This window comes from Aminobacter sp. P4_H6_2 (assembly GCF_056400805.1).
On record NZ_JBFUKO010000883.1, the window covers coordinates 1 to 1,703 of the forward strand.

The following is a 1,703-nucleotide window of genomic DNA, read 5'->3' on the forward strand; positions in this document are numbered from 1 at the left end:
TCATCGCACTGAGCTGCGTGCCATAGCCGAGGAACACGGCGAAATAGGCGGTCGAGCACAGGATCAGCAGGACGATCGTCGGCAGCGGGTGGAACGGATGGACATAGCCGCGCTTGATGGTGTCGAGCGGCCACTTGTTGCGGAACATCACCATGTTGAAGGTCATGAAGGTGTAGCCGAGCAGGCCCGACAGGATCGAGAAAGTGACGACCTGGTCGAGCGGTGCGCCGAGCGCGAAGATGAGCGCGATCGGAACCAGAAAGACGATGGCGCGGTACGGCGTGCGGTAGACTGGGTGCACGGCACCGAACCAGCTCGGCAGGTAGCGATCGCGACCCATCGAGAACCAGGCGCGCGAGGCGTCGTTGATGCAGCCATTCGCCGAGGCGAGCGTTGCAAAGGCGGTGCCGACGAAGAGCAGGACCATCAGCGGTGTGCTGCCGGTGACGCGAGCGGCGTCGAACAGCGGGGTGCCGGCCTGGCCGAGATATTCCCACGGGATGAGGCCCGAACAGACATACCAGGTCATGGTCGCCGCGATCAGCAGCGTCATGATGCCGGCCATGGTGCCGTACGGCAGCGAACGCGCCGGCGAGCGCACTTCCTCTGCCGCCTGGCAAGTTCCCTCGATGCCGAGATAGTACCACAGGCCGAAGTGAAGCGCGGCGACGATGCCGACCCAGCCGTAAGGCAGCGGATCGGTGGTAACAGCCGAGAAGTCGAGCGGCACGTTGGATGCGCCGAACTGCACCGAGATGAACAGCGTGATGATGGCCACGAACGCGACGGCGGTGATGACCAGGTTGAAGGTCAGCGTCGCAAGCACACCGCGATAGTTGAGCCACGCCAGAAACATGATGGCGAGGATGATGAAGGGGTGCTGGTTGAGCCCGGTATGGCCCTGCATGCCGGCGACGGTGTCGAGCAAGAAGCCGACGGTGATCGCGTTGGCTGCTTCGAGCATGGTGTAGGCCATGACCAGAAACAGGCCGACATTGAAGGCCATGAGCGGGCCGACGATATGCTTGGCCTGGGCGTACTGGCCGCCGGCCGCGGCAACCGTCGAGGTCACCTCGGAGTCGATCATGGCGACGCAAGTATAGAGCAGTCCCGCGACCCAGCAGGCGATCAGGCCAGCAATCATGCCGCCTTTGCCGACCGAGAAATTCCAGCCCATATATTCGCCGACCAGAACGATGCCGACGCCTAGTGCCCAAATATGGGCGGGACCAAGCACGCGCAGCAGCTGAAGCCGTTCAGGCTCCGCCGCAGTGGATGTAACATTTGCCATCGTCGTCCCCTCAGATCTCGTGGCGTTCTGCGGTCGCCTCGATCTCGCCTTCGCGAGAGGAGATCAGCAGTTCGTTGTCATAAGTCGTATCGATGCGGRCGAGGTCGATGAGCATCAGCACGCCGAACATGGCTGACAGCGCCCAGGCCACATATTCAAGGATGTTCCAGGTATCCATTGTGGCCTCTCCCTAGTGCTTCTTGTTGCCGAAGCGTTCTTCGATGACTTCGCGGTATTCCTTGTCGGATAATCGCACGACCATGACGAAGTAGCCGATGACCAGCACGACCATGACGACAAGCGCGACCCAGCTGAAGCTGTAGTCGAACCGCGCTGTGATGATGTCATTGGCGGCTGCCGGGTCGGTGATGCCAAGGGCCGCCCATTGCTGCTGCTCGGCGGCGTTCTGGCC

2 protein-coding genes and 1 pseudogene are annotated in these 1,703 nt (G+C 62.0%); all 3 read right to left on the reverse strand.

The features are described 5' to 3' along the window. On the reverse strand, window positions 1-1,291 hold a 1,291-nt coding region (locus tag AC1DUU_RS31285; protein WP_476787189.1), incomplete at its 3' end, for an APC family permease. Between the two features lie 10 nt (window positions 1,292-1,301). After that, window positions 1,302-1,469 carry a hypothetical protein gene (locus AC1DUU_RS31290; RefSeq protein ID WP_476787190.1) on the reverse strand — a complete coding sequence of 56 codons (168 nt, stop codon included), beginning with the start codon at window positions 1,467-1,469 and terminating at the stop codon, window positions 1,302-1,304. Between the two features lie 12 nt (window positions 1,470-1,481). After that, window positions 1,482-1,703 (reverse strand): annotated as a pseudogene (locus AC1DUU_RS31295) (hypothetical protein); the annotation flags it as partial.